General features: G+C 33.2%; 16 protein-coding genes. 7 read left to right on the top strand and 9 right to left on the bottom strand.

Annotated elements, in window-relative coordinates; all coding sequences use genetic code 11:
* Positions 1 to 214 precede the first annotated feature (214 nt).
* On the top strand, positions 215 to 1,117 hold the full coding sequence (locus ACO1DI_RS23005) for an Rpn family recombination-promoting nuclease/putative transposase (RefSeq protein WP_228307833.1): 903 nt from the start codon (positions 215 to 217) through the stop codon (positions 1,115 to 1,117).
* 484 nt (positions 1,118 to 1,601) lie between these two features.
* Positions 1,602 to 2,246, top strand: coding sequence for a hypothetical protein (locus ACO1DI_RS23000; protein WP_228307834.1), 645 nt, complete (start codon positions 1,602 to 1,604; stop codon positions 2,244 to 2,246).
* 23 nt (positions 2,247 to 2,269) lie between these two features.
* Here ACO1DI_RS23000 and ACO1DI_RS22995 read toward each other — a convergent pair whose 3' ends face one another.
* From ACO1DI_RS22995 to ACO1DI_RS22985, 3 genes are all read right to left on the bottom strand, one after another.
* On the bottom strand, positions 2,270 to 2,554 hold the full coding sequence (locus ACO1DI_RS22995) for an AbrB/MazE/SpoVT family DNA-binding domain-containing protein (protein ID WP_228307835.1): 285 nt from the start codon (positions 2,552 to 2,554) through the stop codon (positions 2,270 to 2,272).
* 100 nt (positions 2,555 to 2,654) lie between these two features.
* On the bottom strand, positions 2,655 to 2,867 hold the full coding sequence (locus ACO1DI_RS22990; RefSeq protein WP_228307836.1) for a hypothetical protein: 213 nt from the start codon (positions 2,865 to 2,867) through the stop codon (positions 2,655 to 2,657).
* Positions 2,868 to 3,055: 188 nt separating this feature from the next.
* Entirely contained in the window at positions 3,056 to 3,244 is a 189-nt protein-coding gene (locus ACO1DI_RS22985; RefSeq protein WP_228307837.1) for a hypothetical protein, read from the bottom strand.
* Positions 3,245 to 3,563: 319 nt separating this feature from the next.
* On the opposite strand from ACO1DI_RS22985, the gene gntB reads away from it, so the two are divergent.
* Positions 3,564 to 4,550, top strand: a complete 987-nt coding sequence (gene gntB / locus ACO1DI_RS22980; protein WP_228307838.1) for a guanitoxin biosynthesis L-arginine gamma (S) hydroxylase — start codon at positions 3,564 to 3,566, stop codon at positions 4,548 to 4,550.
* A 26-nt stretch (positions 4,551 to 4,576) separates the two neighbouring features.
* A complete protein-coding gene (locus ACO1DI_RS22975; RefSeq protein ID WP_266105076.1) occupies positions 4,577 to 5,452 on the top strand; it encodes a DMT family transporter in 876 nt (291 codons plus the stop codon).
* A 131-nt stretch (positions 5,453 to 5,583) separates the two neighbouring features.
* Here the strand turns inward: ACO1DI_RS22975 and ACO1DI_RS22970 are convergent, their stop codons facing one another.
* Positions 5,584 to 5,916, bottom strand: coding sequence for a YolD-like family protein (locus ACO1DI_RS22970; protein ID WP_228307840.1), 333 nt, complete (start codon positions 5,914 to 5,916; stop codon positions 5,584 to 5,586).
* A 13-nt stretch (positions 5,917 to 5,929) separates the two neighbouring features.
* The gene (locus ACO1DI_RS22965) at positions 5,930 to 7,195 is read right to left on the bottom strand and encodes a DNA polymerase thumb domain-containing protein (RefSeq protein ID WP_228307841.1); all 1,266 of its coding nucleotides are present in this window, start codon (positions 7,193 to 7,195) and stop codon (positions 5,930 to 5,932) included.
* A gap of 155 nt (positions 7,196 to 7,350) precedes the next feature.
* Here ACO1DI_RS22965 and ACO1DI_RS22960 point away from each other — a divergent pair, with 155 nt between their 5' ends.
* Positions 7,351 to 7,593, top strand: coding sequence for a hypothetical protein (locus ACO1DI_RS22960; protein ID WP_228307842.1), 243 nt, complete (start codon positions 7,351 to 7,353; stop codon positions 7,591 to 7,593).
* A 258-nt stretch (positions 7,594 to 7,851) separates the two neighbouring features.
* On the opposite strand, the gene ACO1DI_RS22955 is transcribed toward ACO1DI_RS22960, so the two are convergent.
* Together ACO1DI_RS22955 and ACO1DI_RS22950 are read right to left on the bottom strand one after the other, a co-directional pair.
* On the bottom strand, positions 7,852 to 8,361 hold the full coding sequence (locus ACO1DI_RS22955) for a hypothetical protein (protein ID WP_228307843.1): 510 nt from the start codon (positions 8,359 to 8,361) through the stop codon (positions 7,852 to 7,854).
* 80 nt (positions 8,362 to 8,441) lie between these two features.
* On the bottom strand, positions 8,442 to 8,774 hold the full coding sequence (locus ACO1DI_RS22950; protein ID WP_228307844.1) for a hypothetical protein: 333 nt from the start codon (positions 8,772 to 8,774) through the stop codon (positions 8,442 to 8,444).
* A 682-nt stretch (positions 8,775 to 9,456) separates the two neighbouring features.
* Between ACO1DI_RS22950 and ACO1DI_RS22945 the strand changes: the two genes are divergently transcribed.
* Both ACO1DI_RS22945 and ACO1DI_RS22940 read left to right on the top strand, forming a co-directional pair.
* Complete coding sequence (locus ACO1DI_RS22945; protein ID WP_228307845.1) at positions 9,457 to 10,014, top strand: DUF3916 domain-containing protein; 558 nt, start codon at positions 9,457 to 9,459, stop codon at positions 10,012 to 10,014.
* Between the two features lie 89 nt (positions 10,015 to 10,103).
* Positions 10,104 to 10,286 carry a hypothetical protein gene (locus ACO1DI_RS22940; RefSeq protein ID WP_255293484.1) on the top strand — a complete coding sequence of 61 codons (183 nt, stop codon included), beginning with the start codon at positions 10,104 to 10,106 and terminating at the stop codon, positions 10,284 to 10,286.
* Between the two features lie 384 nt (positions 10,287 to 10,670).
* On the opposite strand, the gene ACO1DI_RS22935 is transcribed toward ACO1DI_RS22940, so the two are convergent.
* Both ACO1DI_RS22935 and ACO1DI_RS22930 read right to left on the bottom strand, forming a co-directional pair.
* A complete protein-coding gene (locus tag ACO1DI_RS22935) occupies positions 10,671 to 12,002 on the bottom strand; it encodes a DUF4179 domain-containing protein (RefSeq protein ID WP_310876604.1) in 1,332 nt (443 codons plus the stop codon).
* Positions 11,992 to 12,519, bottom strand: coding sequence for an RNA polymerase sigma factor (locus ACO1DI_RS22930; RefSeq protein WP_310876625.1), 528 nt, complete (start codon positions 12,517 to 12,519; stop codon positions 11,992 to 11,994). The genes ACO1DI_RS22935 and ACO1DI_RS22930 overlap by 11 nt, the downstream gene beginning before the upstream one ends.
* Positions 12,520 to 12,873 lie beyond the last annotated feature (354 nt).

Raw genomic sequence — 12,873 nt, 5'->3', positions numbered from 1 at the left:
GTGGTAAAGAGGATTTTATTTATGAGCAATAGCAATCAGCACGAGTACTTCTATTTATTCTAAATCCCCTCCTTACTTCTTTGTCCGAAGAACATTAATAATTAGGTGTAACAGATACTGTATTGATAATAAAATTACTCCTAAAGTGTTAGATAGAAGGAATCGATATAGTCATGGTATACTAATAACAAACATGGAAATGATGGAGGGTATTATGACAAAACGATTAGATTTGCGTGTCGACTTTGCATTTAAATCACTATTTGGCACACATGGAAATGAATCTATTTTAGCTGCTTTTTTGAACGCAGCACTCCGTTTTCCAGATGATAAAAAAATTCAGACGGTGCAGTTATTAGATCCGCATTTTAATAAAGAAAACCAAGAAGATAAACGCTCTATTTTAGATGTGCATGCACAGTTAGAGGATGGAAGCCGAGTTAATATTGAAATTCAGCTTAATAACAAACATGACATGGAAAAACGAACACTCTATTACTGGTCTAAAATGTACAGTAGTCAAATGAAAGAAGGAATGGACTACGGAGAGCTTTGTAAAACGATTACCATTAACATTGTGAACTTCCGTTATTTATCTCATATTCATGATTATCACTCCACTTTTCAGTTATATGAGCGAGAGCAAAAATTACTCTTAACGGATATGCTGGAAATTCATTTTATGGAGCTACCTAAGTTATTAATAAAATGGCGTAACAGAGAGGTAGATCCACGGGAAGATCAGCTTGTACGATGGTTATTATTACTTGAAGCATCCGAAGATGAAGAAATCACTCAGGTATTGGAGGAGATTGCGATGCAAGAAGATCAAGTATTAAAGAAAGCAATGGACGAGTGGGAACGTGTTAGCCAAGATCCAGAAGTGCTACTAGCATATGAAGCACGAAGAAAAGCATTATTAGATGAAAAGTCAGCTTTAAAACGAGCTGAGAAACTTGGAGAAAAAAAAGGAAAACAAATAGGTGAAGAAATAGGCGAAAAGAAAGGGATCATAAAGGTGGCCCTAAGTATGATTCAAAAGGGTTTAGATACCCAAACAATCGCTGAATTTACAAACCTTACACCAGAAGAAATTGATAAATTACGTCACCAATAATCATAATTAAAAAAGGGACTGCCTAACAAATTAATTTGTTAGGCAGTCCCTTTTTTAACTTCCTCATTATCAGCACATCTAATTTGAAGTTTATTGTAATTGAGTTAGCTTATATCTATTTATCTTTATTATGCGGCGTACTAAATGTTATTGCGTACTATAGTAGGAAAATATAAGTGTTCTATTTTTTATTAAATTGAAGACCTTTTCTTATATATCCCCTTTTAAGTTGCACTAGCATTTTTCTTTTTTTTCACAGGTAAGCCGTACTTATTAGAGTTTTCTTTTATTTTTTTTGCGATTTCTTGTGCTTCTTCTTTCGTCATTTTCATACAAAAGACTCCTCTCATGTTCTACTATTATAAGTTTTTTCCACTATCTCAAAAAAATATACATGCTCCTCCCTCCCCTGCCATATACATGTTTTAGGTATGTACAAAAAGTCATTGTCCTAGAGATAATTTTAGATTTTAGGAGTGATTATGTGAGAGTAGAAGAGAAGAAAAGAAAAATTCGAAGTGACAAAAAACGAGATGTAAAACCATCACTTCCGATTGATCTTAAAGAATGTGTTTATCGATTGTCTTACATTACAAATACACCTGTGAAAAATGTAATTGAATCAATTTGTATATCAGGCCTTGCTTCTTCAAAAGTGATGGACTACCTATCAAATTATTTTAGAAGAGGATTTAGCTTTGGCAGCACTGTGTATATGGGAGATATGTCCAAAGAGCCAATTAGACATCTATACAAGAATATTGAGAAAGAGCGTGTCTCTACGCGCTTAAAAGATGGACATGGAGAAACGTATGATATTCTGAAACGCTTAGCTTATGCTTTAGATTGCTCTCCAGCATTAGCAGGATCTTTCTTAATTGAAGCGAGTATAAGGAACTCTGATTTTGTTGATGAATACATGACTCGGCATTTAGAAGAAGAATTGGATCAGGGAAGAGTAAAGGAGTTAAAAGAGGTATTAAAATTCATCAATAAAAATAACCCTTATAAGGAAGAGTACAGTTTACACAATTTAATTTCTTATATTATGGATGAATTAAAAGTAGGAGCAACTAGCTTAGGGTCTTCTGTACAAAACTGGTTGGAAAGTATACAGAATAAAAAATAGGTCGACTTAAAAAACCTTTGAATTTACGATTCAAAGGTTTTTTGCTTGTCTTTTATTTCGTTAAATAAAATTTTTGCGCCTAATGGACTTAGAACTAAGTTATTTGCATATCTACAGTTTTGTGGCGTTATCTCACCTGTAATCAGACATTCATTAGATTCTTTGTATTTTTTTATCTCTATATGATCGTCTTCCAATAAAATCTCTACTTCATCATCTTTACCTATATCCAGTAGCTTTCTGAGCTCAATAGGAATTACTATACGACCTACTGCATCTATCTTTCTCAACGTACTTAGTCCCTTCATGCTGACTCTCCTTTTATATGCTCATAAGTACAACTTTCATATTATACTATAAATGTATAAATTGACCAATGATAAATTTACAAACTAGGAGAATACATTTTTAGAACTTTGTCTTAGATTGCTCTTGTACGTAAGTACACGTACGCGCATGCTCACGTGAAAAGAAATGATCCTGTTTGTGATACACTTTTACTCCACAAGAGGGACAGGCAAAGAAACCTACATTAATACCGTGAGTCACTTCATGTGCATAAAATTCACCAGCCGTTTCAAACATTACCACATGGTTTGCTTTCTCAATCTTTGCTCTCATAAATTCATCTCCCATCTTATCTTGAGTTTATTACCATAATAAGGGTTTAAAGGGTGAATTGTAAAAGAAAATGTATAGGTATATATCTTTTTCTACATCTATTTCTTTATAGGTAAATAACGGTTTCCTAATTATAAAACCATAAAAAAAGACTCCTTTACAGGAGTCCTTTTTGTGATTACTTTTGATTATGCTTTGTGAACGTTAGCAGCTTGTGCTCCAAGTTGACCTTGTTCGATATCAAAAGCTACTTTTTCCTTCTTCACATGACGGGATGCATAATCGTTTGCATCTCGTTTTTGTTGCGTACAACATGTACGGTATACTTGTTTATTTGTATGTAAGGCTTCAATTAAGGTGAAATTCATCTGTTCCATTTGCTCTTCTATTAAAGTAGTTGCTTAATTATAAATTTCTGTAATTCTATATACTACTTAGCTTTTCAACTTACTTAAAGTTCTCTATAAGTATAAATTAACAACTTCCTAACCTATTTATTGGCTATTTACAGTTATGGATGATCAAGAAAAGGATTATGACAAAAAGCATTTGCTACAGGATTAATAATCTGTTTAATTCTTATCTCTTTGTGATTAATGAATAAATAACCACAAAGAAGAATTTTTATTATAGACAAAAATGTAAAAATTATATAATATTAGTAAATGTGTTAAAAATTATCAAGGAGGTTTTAAATTGGCTAGTTACGAATACCACAATTTCTCTAAGGAAGTAAGAGAAGAATTAAGGCCATTGTATAAGTCAAATAACTATAGAGGAATAATCGGTATTTTGTATGATTACCTTATCATTAGTGCATCTATATTACTAGGTCAGTACAACATATGGCTTTATTTAATTTCTATACTTATAATTGGGTCGAGACAAAGGGCTTTAGCAACCATACTTCATGATGCATCTCACCTATGTTTGGCCGAAAATCGAAAGCTAAATTACATATTAGGAACATACTTTTCAGGTTATCTTATTGGACAAGAATTTAATATATATAAGGATTCTCACGTTAAGGGGCATCATACTCATTTAGGCGACCCTGACAAAGACCCTGATTACCAGTATCATATAGAAGCAGGCTTATATAAGTTAAAAAACAGCAATCATTTTCTTATTAAATATGTGTTAAGGCCTCTTTTCTTATTAAATATCTTAAGCTACGCTTATTATGTTTTTAAATATAGAATGCTACAGCTTAAACAATATCCCAAACAATTTACTGCTATGATTGTAATGTGGATTCTAATTGTTGGTGTACTTGCATACTTCGATTCTCTAAAATATCTTCTTCTATATTGGATTATTCCATACTTCACTTCTTTTATGGTGATTGGGTGGTTTATAGAAATGGCAGAGCATTATCCATTAGTACTAAATAATAAAAAAAGTATTAAGATGACCCGTAATAGATATAGCCATTGGACTGAAGCATTCTTTTTGAGTATACATGCAGAGAATTACCATTTAACTCATCATCTTCAAGCTAGTATACCTTATTGGAATATCTCTAAAGCACACACTATTATGATGAAAGATAATACATATAGAGACCTGAATGAAAAAATGGGAGGAGTTTTTATATCTTCTAACTCTAATTCACCTTTAATTTTTGATTTAATAAAAAATAATAAATTACCTATTATAAAAAGATCGAGGAAAAGCGCATGAAAAACACATACACTCTAGGAGTCATTTTGGCTTTAGGAGCAGCTATTCTAAATGGTACTGTAGGAATATTGAGTAAGGGCTTATTTTCAAGTAGTTTAACGCCAGCAGCTGTCTCGTTTTATAAATGTTTTATTGCTTTTATTGTCCTTTCTATATTTGCTATTTTAAACTCTAATTTCAGAAAAGATATTATTGTATTAACGAAAAACGTTAAGGCTATTGCTCTTTGTTCCTTCTTAGGAATATTCGTTTTATACTTTTTCGAAACAACTGCTTATAAATATGCTGTTGTACCTTTTGTTGTATTCATTTTACTAGGTTCATCTGTTCTAACAACTTTTGTATTTAGTTCGTTATTACTAAAGGAAAAAAAGAATAAGTTAAAATATGTAGGACTAATCTTATTGATAATCGGTTTAATAATAATGGCTCTTGCACAAGGTGCTACTGGAGGGCTTTCAACGGGAGCAATACTTGCTGGAATTGCAGGTATTGGTTATGGCTTATTTTTAGTATTAACCAAAAAATTCTCTTTAGAGGGCGGTTTATCATTAATTTGGTACTTCATGTTATTTGGAATCATTTACTTGTTCGTTCCCTTCTACCGAGAAGGTATCGTAATACCGGAATTAAATTCAATGCCATCTTTAATAGCCTTAGCAATCTTTCCTACTATAGGAGGCTTTTATTGTACGACGAGAGCTCTTAATTATTTAGAGGCCAATAAAGTTCAATTTTTAGAGTTAAGTGAACCAATATTCGCTACTGTATTTGCCTTTATTGTCCTCAAGGAAACTGTCCAAGGAATAGAATGGTTAGGTGCCTTTTTCATTTTAATTGCGATTTATATATCGGAGTATTCACCCAAACCTAAAGAGAATTTTGGGCATCTAAACAAATAGATATACTATCAAAAGGAACCCTAATTCCCTTTTATCCTCTTAGGTGCTGTTTTAGAAAGGCTACTCAAATGAGTAGCCTTTCTTTGTCTTGTTTGGACAAACATCAATCGTACTTTCTTGATTTTTCCAGGTTAGACAAATTGTACATCAATGAGCTTGCTTAATCTCATTTTATTCTTTAACTCAAATACGTTATCAATGAAAATGAATACATTCCCAAGAGAATCAACAAACTGAATAAATCCTGTCTCTGTTATGCATTGACCTCGCTTATAATAAGTAAGGTACACTTGCTTATTTGTATGTAAGGCTTCAATTAAGGTGAAATTCACTTGTTCCATTTGTTCTTCTGTTAAAACAGGTTGATCTACCTCTAGTTGCTTATTTATAACTTCCTTTAATCCTATGTATTGCTCGGGCATCGTGGCGAATGGACGCCATTTTTTCATTCCTCTAGATTCCATCTCTTTTTCCTCCTTAAGCTTTATGGCCACCTATAAGGCCGTTTCGATAACGAGCTGTTGAATGAGGAAGGTGACTAGACGCACGTAGTACACTATTCTTGCCATAACGCAGCCGGATATCATCAATCGTTTTGGCAAGAGCATGGGCTCTTTCACGCTGGTCAATGTCCTCAAATAAACTCATTTGCTCTTCTTCTTGAATGCTAGTGTGTGATAAGGAAATACCGATGGAGCGAATCGGCATGCCACTATCATAGATATGTAAAATGGTTAAACAATAGGGAAAGATATCCTGGCTTAAGTTCGAAGCTCTCCCCATTTTCTTTTGTCTGGAGAAGCCTCCACCTGTTTGTTTGCTGTAGCCAATGGATAAATGAACCGTTTGGGCCACCACTTGATGCATGCGTAAGCGAAAACATACATCGTCTAATAGTTCCAACAGCAATAACTCCACTTCTTTTCGGTTAATATAATCGCGAAAGAGAATCTGACTCTTTCCAAAGGAACGAGAGCTAGGAATGTACACATCTGAAATACGACTGTAATCGATGCCATTCGCATGTTGGTGAATTTCTTCCCCCAGGACACCAAATTCTTTTTGTAACATCTCTACAGAGGAAAGAGCGAGTTCTTTTATGGAGTGAATACCCAAACGGTTCAAGCGTCGTTCCGTAGGAGATGAGATCCCCCAGAAATCCTTCATCGGATGAATGGACCACAACTTAAAGGGAATATCCTCATATCGCCAATAGGCAACTCCTGTTGGGATATTCTTGGCCTCATGATCTAAGCTTACCTTCGCCAGTAAGAGATTCGGACCGATACCTGCAGTAGCTGTCAGCCGTGTCTTACGGTAAATCTCGTTGATGATTTGATGAGCTAATTCTTCTGGTGTTTTAGCGAACAAATGCAAAGAAGCTGTGGCATCAATAAACAACTCATCAATGCTATAGGCATGAAAATCTTCAGAAGCCACATACTGTAACACCAAACTCGAAATATAGTTCGAAGCCTTAATATATCTCTCCATAGATGGATTCACCACATGGATATCTTTCCTTTTAGGAATGTCGAAAAGACGACTTCCTGTTTTGATCCCTTCTTTCTTTAATAAAGGTGTGGCAGCTAGCACAACCGATCTTGATCTTTTGATATCTCCCACCACCGCAAGCCTTGTTTTCAACGGATTTAACCCCCGTATGACAGAGGAAACCGAGGCAAAAAACGATTTCATGTCTATACAAATAATCACTCTGTTTGGTAGCTGCCCATCATCCATTAAAAGAACTCCTTAAATTAAAGAACATTTGTTCTATATATTATATACGAACAAATGTTCTTTAATCAATAAAAATTCTAAAGTTTTCCCGATTATTGTTACTATAATAAGAGACAAGAATGTTGGGTATGAATTATGAAGGGGAGGGATGACCAGTGAATAGGAAAGTTTCGAACTATATTATCTTTTTTGTATGGTTTTTGTTATTAATTCTTTTATGGATTGTCGTATCGCTCTTTAAAGGTGAAAATGGACAGTGGTGGTCTATGTATCGTTTGAATTTAGATAAATATGGGCCTTGGGCTTTAGAGCTTTCTTACATAAAGATTGCTATTGCTGCTGTTATCTCGTTAGTAATAGCTTCTATGATGCATTTTGGTTTCAAGAGACATAAATAAAAAGAGTAAACTCCTTATCACTAGAGTTTGCTCTTTTGCTTTAATGCTTGCTCATCACTTCTTAACAGCTCCTTTATTATTTTAAAAATATATGTTAACGCAGTAGTCAGAAGATAAAAGAATACTAACTCGGTTTTTCAGTAAGTACCCAAGGAGCATCAATTTCTCTTCTGTCTAAAACTAATTCTTATACTCACCTGTAGCAATTCGTATATAGGGTTCTATTGCTTTATCATAGAGACAAAAAAGTAGCACTTACTAGTTCTTTTCATTTAGCCTCTTCTTTAGTTTCTGAATAGCTCTTAATACTTCATTCCTGTTTTTAGCAAGCTTCATCCACTTTGGAAGTCGACTCTCGACACTCAAATAATAGGGATGTGATTCCCTAATTTCAGCTTCTATATAGCTTTCCATATAAATTAAATGTTCTAAGTTTAATGCCCATAAGATGTTTCCACTACATTCAATTTGCAAGTAGAGTGGAAGTTTAAAATACCAGTCACAGGGGTCCCCAGTTAAAATTACTTCATAATTAGCTTTAGGTTCATAGGAGACTCTAGCTTCTCCGTAACCATTTGCTTTTATAACTTTGTCTTTTGTTGCTCCGCAAGCAGTACAAATAAACCTTCTTCTGACGTTAGCAACATAGGGGCTCGGGTCATCTAAAGCTATGACTTTTGCACAAGAGGCACAATGAGGACAAACCACTAAAAACTCATATCCTAGTCCTATAAGTGTGTTATTTTTATTTAAAAATGTTTTTTTCAAGATGTTTTCCCCTTTGAATTTATTAATTCATATTATCGAAGCGATGGGACTACAGCGTTGATTCCAACTTTAATACTACATCAATCGCCAGCCGCAAATACTAATTTATTTAGCTCTAGTGCCTCTAAGCAAAGACCCTTTAATGATTCAGCAAATGTTCTCGCTTTTAGATCTATCTCCTGTGGTTGTCGACAGGTAGTCTGCAATACTTCACATATCTTTATTAATTGATTTATTTCTTGTACAGAAAACAACTTGTCACCATATTGATCTAATCCTGTTAATAATTCGAATGAATCCCCCAACTTACTTTCTAACAGGTAATCCTGTATATTTTCCTCGAACTTTACAGTCTTAATAGAAACAGCTGCTTCTTTTTCATTATTGGCAATACAGAAATCAATTCCTATCACTGGTGTCTTCCTTTCCATATATTTTCTATAATTAATTTCTATTCACACTATAATGGTTATTAAAAGGAGTACATATAGGCATAGCATTAAATATCTGTACTCTTTAAATTATACTCTAGATGATTTTTAATTTTATTATTCGGCTTTTAATATAAACGTAGCGTTTCATTAAGAAGAAAAAATCTATAAGAATTTATACGATTAACGTTTTAACTTTAAAACATGTGGTAAACATACAGTACAACACCAATGTTATTATTGATTGTTGTAAAAAGGTAAATACTTAATTTATGAAGGGACTGATTAGTTTTGAAAGAATTAACAGCGACTTCAACAAACGTATTACCTCAAATTGAGAGTAGATATTCATATCTTACACAAGGCACTTTGGTTATGAACCGATATACGTAACGAAAGGGCCTCACAAGGGCAAACAAATTCCTAAACAGTATGGAAAAAGCTTGTATCTAAGAAGATACAAGCTTTTTCTGTTCGAGTTGACATAAGTTTGATTATCGGAACCAAAAAACTTTTTTTGGATTTTAAGGTGAATATTTACTAAAAAATATGTGAATATGCAAAAATTAATATAAAATTAAGTCTGTCTAGGTAATATTATAGACAGAGTTTATAAATTTAACATGGACACTGAGAAAAAGATTAATTGGAGGAAAATCAATACATGAATCAATGGAACCAGAATTGTTATTCAAAAAAGAAAGTAAGAGGCTTAGGAAGAAGGCTTCGTACTTTTTCAAAATATCTTAATGAACAAATTGATTCTCTACCTGTACAGAATAATAAAGATCCAAATTATAAAGGATATACCTCTCTTCATATTCCTTTTAGTATGTTTTTTACCCATTCAAAGAATGTTCCAATTAACGTAAAAAGATATTTTGTACAGAAGATTGTTAATAAAATACAATATCTTCTTGACATACGAACGGAAACGCAAAAGGAATACCGCATATTTTGTAGCTTTAATTCATCTGATTTGGACGATTCTGTTATCCTAATTTTATTTACTAAAAAAGGGATGGATAGCTTCTATGAAGGTTTTTTTAGTACAGAGATAGATGAAGCACCGTTTATACGTTTACACCAAACCCAAAATCTTGAAAAAAAGTGGAAGATAAACATACCTGAAGGATTAAGCGTTAAAGGCTATAAACCGATTGATGCTGAATATGAATATGAGAACCGCGACGAAATATGGTTTATCGGAAGGTTAAGTTAAATTATAAAAAGCATAGAAAATAAATACACTATAATACATAAAAGCAGGTGGAAAGGATTTTCATACCTATATTAGTTTTATTAATTGGTTTGTATCTATTAATCTCAGGAATTTTAATAGTTGTAAAAGATAAAAACACAAAAGGAAAGACTAAGAAAACTTTAGCTTTTTTAGCAGTAGCATCGGATATAGTAACGGATCCGGTCTCTTCTTCAGGGTTCCGTATTATGCTTGGTGCTGTTTTATTAGTAGCTGGATTGGTTCTATTATAAAAAATATCTATTGGAAACTAATTATATTTTAAAAAGGTTCATACCTATAATAGGTATGAATTTTTTTATTATTTACATAGCACCCTCATTTTGGCACTATAAATTTCATTTTTACGTTTACTCTGTAAAGATCTCTCTTATTCTGCAAAAAAACGTTCGTAAAAGTTATTGAATTCAAGTGTACGTTCGCAATTGGTTTTTTGACTTAAACGAACAATAAAAATGATAGATTTATTACATAAAAGAAAAGTCCGTAAATGTATACTTTTACGGACTGTGTTTGTTGTGATCTTAATGGACTAATATTAAGGTAGCCGTTAAAACAGTGAACAATAAAAAAGCAAAGTTTCTTATTCATAGGATTAAGAAACTTTGCTTTATCTTTTATTTAGGTACTTTAATAACTGTACCATTTACATTAATTGCTTTGATTTTTGATAAATCTAAAGGAGAAGAAGATAGAAATTTAGCTTTAACGCTTTTATTATCACTAAAGTTTTGTAACGAATCGAGTGATTGAATGCTGCCATTATTCATTTTAACACTCACTTTTATGTTATCAGTGTCTTTAAAATGCCCTTTTCCGTATAGCGTTACACCTAGTGATGAAAGAGTGATTTTAGTTGCTTCCCAGCTGCCAAAGCCTTCATTAAAGCTCAGACTTTTTTCGCTTTCTACAGAATGCAATTTAAATGTAGTACTCCAATCACCCTTTGTATAGTTACCATTAGATACAAGGTCTCCCATAAGCTTTAACTTACTAAGATCTTTACTATTTACATCAAAAATATATTCTACGTAGTTATTTCCGTAAACAGTTTCCCCTGATTTATCTACTCCATAAGAGATGTTAGAAGAAGCATTTATCTTCTTTCCGGAAGGATCAACTAAATAAAAATCTCCATGGCTATCTATATCTTCATCGGACCACTTTGTTTGAACGTGAAGTTGACCATTCACAAATCCAATATTTGATACATGCATAAATTTTATTTTTGGCAGAGAAAGAATGGTTTCGTTAGGCTTTAAGATTTCTATACTTTCTCCCGTGTCGAGTTGGTCAGTAATTTCCCCACCTCCTCCGGATGTACTATCTGTGCTAAGAGAGATTGTATCTACATTTTTATTCTTTAGCTCCGACAGATTAGTATCTATCTTGATTCGCTCATGCTTATGCTTTTGGCTAAGGAAAGAGCTTATTCGCAATTTGATTTTTTTATTATTAAAGTTTGTGCCTCCATTTGCTTGAATTCGTAATGTGGCTGTATTTGTATCTTTATCGTAGTCAACAATTTGGCTATTAAACATATGCCCGTCAGTTAATGTGTAATCATAAAGATCCAGCGTTTTATCAAGGCGATTACCTGTTAAATCTTGCATCGTAACGTAAATAACAGCCATTTCGTCATCGTTCATGGCACCTATAACCTTCATTTTTATTCCTTTATCTTCACTAGTGGTTTCAATAGGTTGAAGAAACAAGGCAATGTCGGGACTAACAAGAGATAGTAAGTGGTTGAAGCTTGGAAATGTCGCTGCTCCTACACCTGCGGAACCTATAAGGAATAAAGCTGCGGCAGCTGGAAATACAATTGCTTTTTTAAACGTTCTTCTTGGTTGCTCTGATTTAGCCTTTTCTACACCGAGTTTGGCTCTCATATGTAATTCTTTTGGAATTTCAATTTGTTCAAGTTCTTGTTTTAGTTTATTCTTCATAAATACCAACGCCTTTCACTTGTTTACGAAGTTTAGCTAAAGCACGATATAAAATAGATTTGGCCGTGCCTAAAGGAATGGTCAACGTCTCAGCAATTTCCCTAAAAGAATAGCCTTCGTAAAACCGTAAAATAACAACACTTTTTTCATCTTCATTTAATTCTTCCACTAATTGATGAAGGGATAATGTAAGGGGAATATCTTCAATATCTGAACCGATAATTTCCTCATGTTCTGGGTGCAATTGAACGACCTTGCTATTCTTTCTTAGATGATCGATTGCACACCTAATGGTAATCCTGATTAACCATGTCTTAAAGTATTCCGGCTTTTTTAATGTATCTATGTTTTTAAAAGAACGGTATGCTACTTCTTGAACCACGTCCAAGGCATCGTCCTTATTTTTGACATATACATAAGCCATTCGATAAATATCTTGTTCATATGTCTGAAAAAGCTTCAAAAAGGCTTTATCATTACCTTTTTGAGCTTTTTTAATGATCCTAATAATCGAAATTCATCCTCTCTACTTTTTCCTTTTATACCTATTAGACAAAGTGACTGGGCATTTGGCTTAAAATTTTAATAAAAAAATGTACTAACGGTATAAGAAACTTCTAATTATCTTTTAGCCAAGGTTTTTTTGACTAAGAGCGTAATAAGAATTGTAGAAAATATAAAAAGCTACCCCGCCATTGGCAAGCGAAATAGCTTTCTAGTAGAAATGCTAATTATCAAATATAACCGCAAGTAAATAATATCTCATCTCTTCCATACACACTACATTTTACCGTGCGAACATACATATATAACATGCAATTTTGATACATTCTCCTCCCATTCAGGTATCGAGTAAACGCAGTTATTTCAA

Source organism: Priestia sp. 40, assembly GCF_049368575.1.
GTDB classification, from domain to species: Bacteria; Bacillota; Bacilli; order Bacillales; family Bacillaceae_H; genus Priestia; species Priestia zanthoxyli.
Note: the sequence above shows the minus strand (reverse complement) of the source record. Positions and strands in the feature narration are given on the sequence as shown.

Coding starts and splice junctions, on each gene's coding strand:
- ACO1DI_RS23005 (WP_228307833.1), top strand. CDS start 215: ATGACAAAACGATTAGATTTGCGTGTCGACTTTGCATTTAAATCACTA.
- ACO1DI_RS22995 (WP_228307835.1), bottom strand. CDS start 2,554: ATGAAGGGACTAAGTACGTTGAGAAAGATAGATGCAGTAGGTCGTATA.
- ACO1DI_RS22990 (WP_228307836.1), bottom strand. CDS start 2,867: ATGAGAGCAAAGATTGAGAAAGCAAACCATGTGGTAATGTTTGAAACG.
- ACO1DI_RS22985 (WP_228307837.1), bottom strand. CDS start 3,244: ATGGAACAGATGAATTTCACCTTAATTGAAGCCTTACATACAAATAAA.
- ACO1DI_RS22970 (WP_228307840.1), bottom strand. CDS start 5,916: ATGGAATCTAGAGGAATGAAAAAATGGCGTCCATTCGCCACGATGCCC.
- ACO1DI_RS22965 (WP_228307841.1), bottom strand. CDS start 7,195: ATGGATGATGGGCAGCTACCAAACAGAGTGATTATTTGTATAGACATG.
- ACO1DI_RS22945 (WP_228307845.1), top strand. CDS start 9,457: ATGAATCAATGGAACCAGAATTGTTATTCAAAAAAGAAAGTAAGAGGC.
- ACO1DI_RS22935 (WP_310876604.1), bottom strand. CDS start 12,002: ATGAAGAATAAACTAAAACAAGAACTTGAACAAATTGAAATTCCAAAA.